General features: G+C 38.5%; 6 protein-coding genes. 3 read left to right on the top strand and 3 right to left on the bottom strand.

Going from position 1 to position 7,608, the window contains the following annotated elements:
* Nucleotides 1-370 precede the first annotated feature (370 nt).
* Together MLD65_RS16080 and MLD65_RS16085 are read left to right on the top strand one after the other, a co-directional pair.
* A complete protein-coding gene (locus tag MLD65_RS16080) occupies nt 371-1,561 on the top strand; it encodes a glycine C-acetyltransferase (RefSeq protein ID WP_243292871.1) in 1,191 nt (396 codons plus the stop codon).
* Between the two features lie 57 nt (nt 1,562-1,618).
* Nucleotides 1,619-2,575 carry an L-threonine 3-dehydrogenase gene (locus tag MLD65_RS16085; protein WP_243292872.1) on the top strand — a complete coding sequence of 319 codons (957 nt, stop codon included), beginning with the start codon at nt 1,619-1,621 and terminating at the stop codon, nt 2,573-2,575.
* Nucleotides 2,576-2,668: 93 nt separating this feature from the next.
* Here the strand turns inward: MLD65_RS16085 and MLD65_RS16090 are convergent, their stop codons facing one another.
* Nucleotides 2,669-4,228, bottom strand: a complete 1,560-nt coding sequence (locus MLD65_RS16090) for a BCCT family transporter (RefSeq protein WP_243292873.1) — start codon at nt 4,226-4,228, stop codon at nt 2,669-2,671.
* A gap of 329 nt (nt 4,229-4,557) precedes the next feature.
* Here MLD65_RS16090 and MLD65_RS16095 point away from each other — a divergent pair, with 329 nt between their 5' ends.
* Entirely contained in the window at nt 4,558-5,832 is a 1,275-nt protein-coding gene (locus MLD65_RS16095; RefSeq protein ID WP_243292874.1) for an L-cysteine desulfidase family protein, read from the top strand.
* Nucleotides 5,833-5,875: 43 nt separating this feature from the next.
* Here MLD65_RS16095 and MLD65_RS16100 read toward each other — a convergent pair whose 3' ends face one another.
* Nucleotides 5,876-6,340 (bottom strand): DinB family protein, encoded by a 465-nt coding sequence (locus MLD65_RS16100; RefSeq protein ID WP_243292875.1) that lies wholly within the window; start codon nt 6,338-6,340, stop codon nt 5,876-5,878.
* 48 nt (nt 6,341-6,388) lie between these two features.
* Nucleotides 6,389-7,426 carry a YeiH family protein gene (locus tag MLD65_RS16105; RefSeq protein ID WP_243292876.1) on the bottom strand — a complete coding sequence of 346 codons (1,038 nt, stop codon included), beginning with the start codon at nt 7,424-7,426 and terminating at the stop codon, nt 6,389-6,391.
* Nucleotides 7,427-7,608 lie beyond the last annotated feature (182 nt).

Below are 7,608 nucleotides of genomic sequence, written 5' to 3' on the forward strand. Positions count from 1 at the left end.
TAAAACGTCGCCTGAGTTTCCTTTTCCTTCTACTGAAATGGTACTGTTTGTACGCCGCTTTAGCGAAATCTCTGCGCTTTTGTTCTTGAAAAAATTGATCTAACGTGATCCTATTTTCTGTTGTTCGGAAATAGTTGGTATAAATGATAGACGTGATAAAAAAACTATACAAAACGATGTTTTTTTTCATACAGAGTGCACCACGTGTTTTTTGAAAAAGTGTCTTTCTTATGTAAACATTACATATTGTTTATGATAAGATATTATTAATAAAGTATTGATGTACAAGGGTTTTTGTGGAAATTAAATGTTCGTGTCATATGAACATTTGTTTATTCGGATAACACAGACATTTAGAGGGGGATTTGTTATGTCAAGCCATGCGTTAGATAAGTTTTTGAAAGAAAATTTGGATGATCTAAAAGGAAAAGGTTTATATAATGTTATCGATCCGTTAGAAAGTGCAAACGGGCCAATGATTAAGGTTGGTGGAAAGGAACTAATTAACCTTTCTTCAAATAACTATTTAGGTCTTGCAACGGATGAAAGGCTTAAGGAAGCAGCAAAAGAAGCGATTGATGAATTTGGTGTTGGATCGGGAGCTGTTCGTACTATTAATGGAACGTTGAAGATCCATATTGAATTAGAAGAAAAGATAGCAACATTTAAACATACAGAAGCTGCGATTGCGTATCAATCAGGATTTAATTGCAACATGGCAGCAATATCAGCGGTCATGGACAAACATGACGCAATTTTATCCGATGAATTAAATCACGCATCAATTATTGACGGCTGCCGTCTTTCAAAAGCGAAAATTATCCGTTTTAATCACTCGGATATGGACGATTTACGACAAAAAGCGAAAGAAGCGACGGAATCAGGCCTTTATAACAAAGTGATGGTGATTACGGACGGAGTTTTCTCAATGGATGGAGATATTGCAAAGCTTCCAGAAATTGTTGAAATTGCTGAAGAATTTGATTTAATTACGTATGTTGATGATGCACACGGATCTGGTGTTTTAGGAAATGGCGCAGGTACTGTTAAGCATTTCGGTTTATCAGATAAAATCGATTTCCAAATCGGAACATTATCTAAAGCGATTGGTGTTATCGGCGGCTATGTAGCTGGGAAGAAAAATTTAATCGATTGGTTAAAAGTGCGCTCTCGTCCATTCCTATTCTCAACGGCGTTAACACCTGCAGATGTAGTAGCCGCAATGAAAGCGATTGAAATCTTATCAAACAGCACAGAATTACAAGAACGGTTATGGGAAAATGGTCGCTATTTAAAGGAAGGCTTACAACAGCTCGGTTTTAATATTGGTGAAAGTGAAACCCCAATCACACCTTGTATTATCGGGGATGAAGTGAAAACACAACAGTTTAGTAAACGATTGAATGAAGAAGGGGTTTATGCAAAATCGATTGTGTTCCCAACCGTTCCAAGAGGTACAGGACGTGTTCGTAACATGCCAACAGCTGCACATACGAAGGAAATGTTAGATCAAGCGATTGCCATCTATGAAAAAGTAGGAAAAGAACTAGGCGTCATTTAATGCTTAATCCTTTAAGAAAGAACCATTCGATTTTACAAACTTATTGGGGGAGTCTTTATGAAAAAGATTTTAATTACGGGTGCTCTTGGCCAAATCGGCTCAGAGCTAACGATGAAAATGCGCGAAGTGTACGGAAATGACCATGTAATCGCGACGGATATTCGTGAAACGGAAAGTGATGTTGTCCAAAAAGGACCATTTGAACTATTAGATGTAACCGATGCAGAGAGTATGTTCCATTTAGCAAAAAAACATGATGTGGATACGATCATTCACTTAGCAGCATTACTTTCTGCAACAGCAGAAGCAAAACCGCTTTTAGCATGGAACTTAAATATGGGGGGGCTTGTCAATGCACTCGAAGTAGCGAGAGAGTTAAGATGTCAATTCTTCACCCCAAGCTCGATTGGTGCATTTGGTCCAACAACACCGAAAGATCAAACGCCACAAGATACGATTCAACGTCCTACAACGATGTATGGGGTAAACAAAGTATCTGGTGAGTTATTATGTGACTACTATTACTATAAATTTGGCGTTGATACGCGTGGGCTTCGTTTCCCTGGTTTAATTTCATACGTAACACCACCAGGGGGGGGAACGACGGATTATGCGGTAGAAATCTATTACGACGCAATTAAGAAAGGTTCTTACACTTCTTATATCGCTCAAGGTACGTATATGGACATGATGTATATGCCGGATGCGTTAAATGCAATCATTGATTTAATGGAAGCGGATCCTTCAAAACTAAAGCATCGAAACTCATTCAACGTTACAGCTATGAGTATTGAGCCTGAAGATGTTGCAGCGGCTATTCGTGAGCATATTCCAAGTTTTAAAATGGATTATGCAGTAGATCCAGTTCGTCAAAGCATTGCGGAAAGCTGGCCAAATTCCATTGACGCAACGGCTGCGAAGGAAGAATGGGGCTTTAAAGTAGAGTATGATTTAGCAAAAATGACAATAGACATGTTGGCGAAACTAAAACAAAAAAAAAGCTTAGTTGGATAAACAGTGCTAGAAAGTCTGGTTGTTTCGTGTAAGTGAAAGGCATGGTTTCAATAAAGAAGGGAGCTCCTCTGCTTAGAGAACTCCCTTTCCTTTTTACGATATTTTTTTATTTGCCATTCGTTCTTTTCGTTTCTTTTCAACGAGATCTTTCTTTACGGCTATGACAAATGATATCGAAAGCAATGTAATGATCACGATTAATGGAAATCCACCGACAATACTCGCAGTCTGCAATGTTGAAAGACCACCAATATACATTAATGTTAGAGGTAAAATAGAAAGAGCAAAAGCCCAGAATAAACGATTCCAACGAATCGGTTCATCTTTTATTTCCTTTTGGACGACAGATGCTAAAATGTATGAGCTTGAGTCAAAGGTCGTTGCTAAGAAAAGGATCGCCAAAACGGTGAAAATACCAATGATGAATTGATTTAAAGGTAACTGAGTTAAGATTCCTATAATGGCAGCAGGCGCTCCCTGTTCATGAAGCACGGTTGTGACAGAGTATTCGCCAGAAAGTTCAAGGAAAAGACCGAAGTTTCCAATGATTCCAAAGAATAACGCACAGCCAATCGTACCGTAAATGACGGTTCCTAATACCATTTGACGAATCGTACGTCCGCGAGAAATTTTTGCTATAAACAAACCGACAAACGGTGCGTAAACAAGCCACCATGCCCAGTAGAAAACAGTCCAAGATTCAGGGAAGCCAGTCCGCTCAAAAGGACCTAAATCATTAAAAGGCTCTGTCCAAGTTGCCATCTGAAAAAAATGGTCTAACATAAAGCCGATACTGCTAATCGTCGTTTCTGCCATAAATACTGTTGGACCCGTAATAAAAATAAATGCAAGTAGTAATACAGCTAACCAAAGGTTTGCATCACTTAATATTTTTATTCCTTTTCGTAATCCTGAGTATGAACTTAGTGCAAAAATAAATGTACAAATAAGTAAAATCACTGTTTTCACCGTCATCGTTGATGGAATACCCGTTAAGGTTTCAACCCCAGAGGCGATAAGCGGTGCACCTAATGCTAAAGTTGTGCCAGCTCCTCCTAGTAAGCCGAACATAAATAGTACATCAATGATTTTACCTATTGGTCCATCTGCTAGCTTTCCAATGACAGGCCGGCAAGCTTCGCTAATTTTTAAAACAGGCTTTTTCTTAACATAATAGAAATAACTAATTGGAAGGGCAGGTATACAATACATGGCCCATGCGATAGGTCCCCAGTGGAAAATTCCGTAAGAAGTAGCCCATTGAATTGCTTCCTTTGATTGTGGTTCAGCGCCAAACGGCGGAGCATTGTAATAATATGCCCACTCAATGGCTCCCCAATAAAGAACACTTGAACCAATCCCGGCACAAAATAACATCGCAGCCCATGTAACGGTTGAGAACTCGGGCATGATTTGATCATCGCCTAGTTTAATTGTCCCAATCCGGCTAAAAGCAATATAACTTAAAAAGATAAGCGCAAAAAGTCCTAAAACTAAATAGAGTGAACCAAATTTTTCTGTTAGGAAACTATTGGCAGCGAGAACGATCGCCTCACCTTGCTCAGGAAAGATAATGAGCGGGATCGCTACGAGCAACAATAGTACTAGTGCCCCGTAAAATGTGGGCCAATCCATTATTTTATTTTCTTTCATGTAATCCCTCTCTCCAACGATTTATTAATAAATGTTAGTGTACCTTAATTTTTGAAAAATTGAAAATATGATATATTGCTATTATTCCAGTTTGTAGGACGTAACAAGCCTTTATACGAATTAGTCGACAAAATTCATACATATCCTTACGATAACGCCATGGTTGTCGAATATCCTCTAATTTTCATACAATGTTTTACCCCTTTTTTCCCAAATCTAAACCAAATAGGAAGAATTTATTAAGAATAAGTTAAGGAAGAAAGAAAAAAGGTCCCTTTTTTCATGTTATATTTGAAAATAAGTAGAGAGATAGATGGTAGGTGATGATCGTGAAAGAAGAACAAATCTTACAAATATTAAAAAAAGAACTAACGGTTGCATTAGGATGTACAGAGCCAGCGGCCATTGCGTTAGCAGCGGCAACAGCGAAAAAGCAGCTAACGGGTGAGTTAACAAAAATGGAAGTAAAGGCGAGTGGAAACATTATTAAAAATGCAAAAGCGGTCGGTATTCCTGGCATGAATGAGCGAGGGATTGAATTTGTTGCTGCGCTTGGTGCTATTGCTGGTCAAGCCGATAAAGAACTTGAAGTGTTAGAAGGGATAACAAAGGAAGAAGAAGAACGAGCGATTCAATTCGTAAAAGACGGGAAGGTCAAACTCTCATTAGCGGATCAAGATAAAAAGCTTTTTATCGAGATTCGTGCGTTTTCTAAAGATGAAGAAGTACGCGTTGTTATAGCCGATCGTCATAGTGATATCGTTTTAATCGAAAAGGATGGAAAGTCTCTTTTTCAAGGTGGCTGTGAAAACGTCCAAATGAAAGCGAGTGAACAAGAGTTAAAAAAGCTAACGATTGATACGATTGTTGATTTTATAAAACATGTTGATATGTCAAAGCTTGAGCTCGTAAAGAAAAGCATTGAATTAAATAAAAAAATCGGCGTAGAGGGTTTGCAAAACGAGTACGGCTTGCAAGTAGGAAAAACGATAAAAGATAATATTGCAAAAGGCTGGCTTTCTGACGACTTAGCAACGAGAGCAATGTCCCTTTCAGCAGCAGGATCTGATGCACGTATGGCAGGTTCGACCATGCCGGTTATGGCCAATACGGGAAGTGGTAACCAAGGAATTGCAGTCACATTACCTGTTGTTGCAGTTGGGGAAAAGTTGCAAGTAAATGAAGAAAAACTGATCCGTGCGGTTGCCTTAAGTCACCTAATTACCATTCACATCAAATCAAAGTTTGGTCGTTTATCGGCTTTATGTGGTGTCACGGTTGCTGGTATGGGGGCAAGTGCCGCGATAACCTACTTACTAGGCGGGGATTTACAAAAAATAAAAGGTGCCATCCAAAACACAATCGGGAATGTTTCGGGTATGGTTTGTGACGGGGCAAAAGCAGGTTGTGCGATGAAAGTGGCAACATGTTCAAGTGTTGCGGTTCAATCTGCGATTTTGTCGATGAACAACCAGTCCATCCAATCGACTGACGGATTTATTGCCGATGATGTTGAAAAAACGATTGATAACTTCTGTACATTAGGAAATGAAGGAACGAAGCAGACAGATGAAGTATTGTTAAAACTGATGGTGAATAAATAACAAAAGCTCATTCCGATGTAGGCATTGGAATGAGCTTTTGATGTTATTTAGAAATTGAATTGATTAATGCTTTCATCGTACCTTGATGTACCCCTTCATGATAAATACTGAAATGTACGACATCTTTTATTGTTTTTAACTCCACAGGTCCAATTTGAACAGCTTTCGGTAATGGTTCATTTGCGCGAGTTTCAATCATCTTTTCTAATTGACTTTGCTGAGATTGGAGTAAATCGTTTATTTCTTCAAGGCTTGGTGGCATCGATTCATATTCCCTTGGGTTAGTGCCAGGCTTAAATAAATTTACATATTGCTGCGATTTTGGATTGTCGAGTATGGCTCCGAAAAATAAAGCTTCCGATACGAGAATATGACCAGCATTCCAACGGATTGAATTATTATGACCTTCTGGTATGAGATCAGATGCTTCCTCTGTCACATCTTTTAAAATGGAAAGAGTGTTTGTACGAACGAAACGATAATGATTCAACAATGTGTTAATATCCATTATTCCACCCCCAACTTATTTTCCTTTCTAAGATATCATGAAAATCGATTACATACTAATTAAAAGTGTTATAGCTGATAAAGCAATCGAAGCAAGGATAAGTGCTAAAAGAGGCTTTAAAGCTTTCGAGCGAACGTGCTTTAAATTGACATTTAAGCCGAGTCCAACCATTGCCATCGTTAATAAAAAGGAAGATACCGTTGCAATGGGTTCTAACCATAAATGAAGGTTAAACGGTTGATATGCTGTGATGAAGCTTCCGATCACACTCATAATGACGAAACCTATTAAAAACCATGGAAAAGCAATTGTTGCTTTCTCATGATTAGCCCCATTTTTACGATTCATCCAGTACATCAATATAAAACATAATGGAATGAGTAAAAAGACGCGACCGAGTTTTGCTAATAACGCAATCGCTAGAGCGTCTTGACCAACAGGGGCTGCCGCTAACGCAACATGAGCTAACTCATGTAAACTAATTCCTGACCAAATGCCGTATGCTTCCTGATCGAGAGGAAGTAGTGGTTGAATAAATGTATACAATAGGGCAAAAATTGTTCCCATGAGAGCGATCATTCCGACAGAAAGAGCCGTTTCTTCATCTTTGGACTTTAAAATAGGTGATACAGCGGCAATGGCTGCAGCTCCGCAAACACCTGTACCGATTCCGACAAGTAATGAGATCATCGGATTTGCTTTTAGCACTTTAGCTAAATAAATCGTGATTAAAATCGAGAACGTAATAACGAAAGCGTCAATCGCTAACAATTCTAATCCTTCTTGTAAGATTAGCTGTATATTAAGCTTAAGTCCATATAATACGATGGCGATTCGTAATATTTTCTTTGCAGTGAATTCAACCCCGCTTTGAATCAACTCTGGATACCCTCTTATTTGACGATAAAGAATTGCCAACAATATCGCAATTGCCATCGGGCCAAGCTTATTAAAATATGGAAGTAACGATAATCCCCAGCCAATAGCAGCTAAAATGATGGTAAATAAAATGCCACTGATGAAAGGAAGTTGTTTTTTATGCGGTAATTGTTTCGTATCATCAGCTGTTATTAGCCCCAATGCCATTCCCTCCTAAAAAAGATCTCTAATACAAAGATATGAGATTTTTAATAATAAGGAACTCAAACTTCGCATACTGAAATCGGCAAATAAGCCTTGATATAGTTAGGTAAGGCTGCTACCCATTGCTGTAGTTGACTTTGTATTAGTTTTTTGATTTTTCGATTTGACTTTTTAAGGACATCTTC

The sequence above is a fragment of the Bacillus sp. FJAT-47783 genome (assembly GCF_022808615.1).
GTDB lineage: Bacteria > Bacillota > Bacilli > Bacillales > Aeribacillaceae > Bacillus_BZ.

Excerpts from the sequence above, each read along its gene's own strand:
- MLD65_RS16080 (WP_243292871.1), top strand. The coding sequence starts at position 371 with ATGTCAAGCCATGCGTTAGATAAGTTTTTGAAAGAAAATTTGGATGAT.
- MLD65_RS16105 (WP_243292876.1), bottom strand. The coding sequence starts at position 7,426 with ATGGCATTGGGGCTAATAACAGCTGATGATACGAAACAATTACCGCAT.
- MLD65_RS16090 (WP_243292873.1), bottom strand. The coding sequence starts at position 4,228 with ATGAAAGAAAATAAAATAATGGATTGGCCCACATTTTACGGGGCACTA.
- MLD65_RS16085 (WP_243292872.1), top strand. The coding sequence starts at position 1,619 with ATGAAAAAGATTTTAATTACGGGTGCTCTTGGCCAAATCGGCTCAGAG.
- MLD65_RS16100 (WP_243292875.1), bottom strand. The coding sequence starts at position 6,340 with ATGGATATTAACACATTGTTGAATCATTATCGTTTCGTTCGTACAAAC.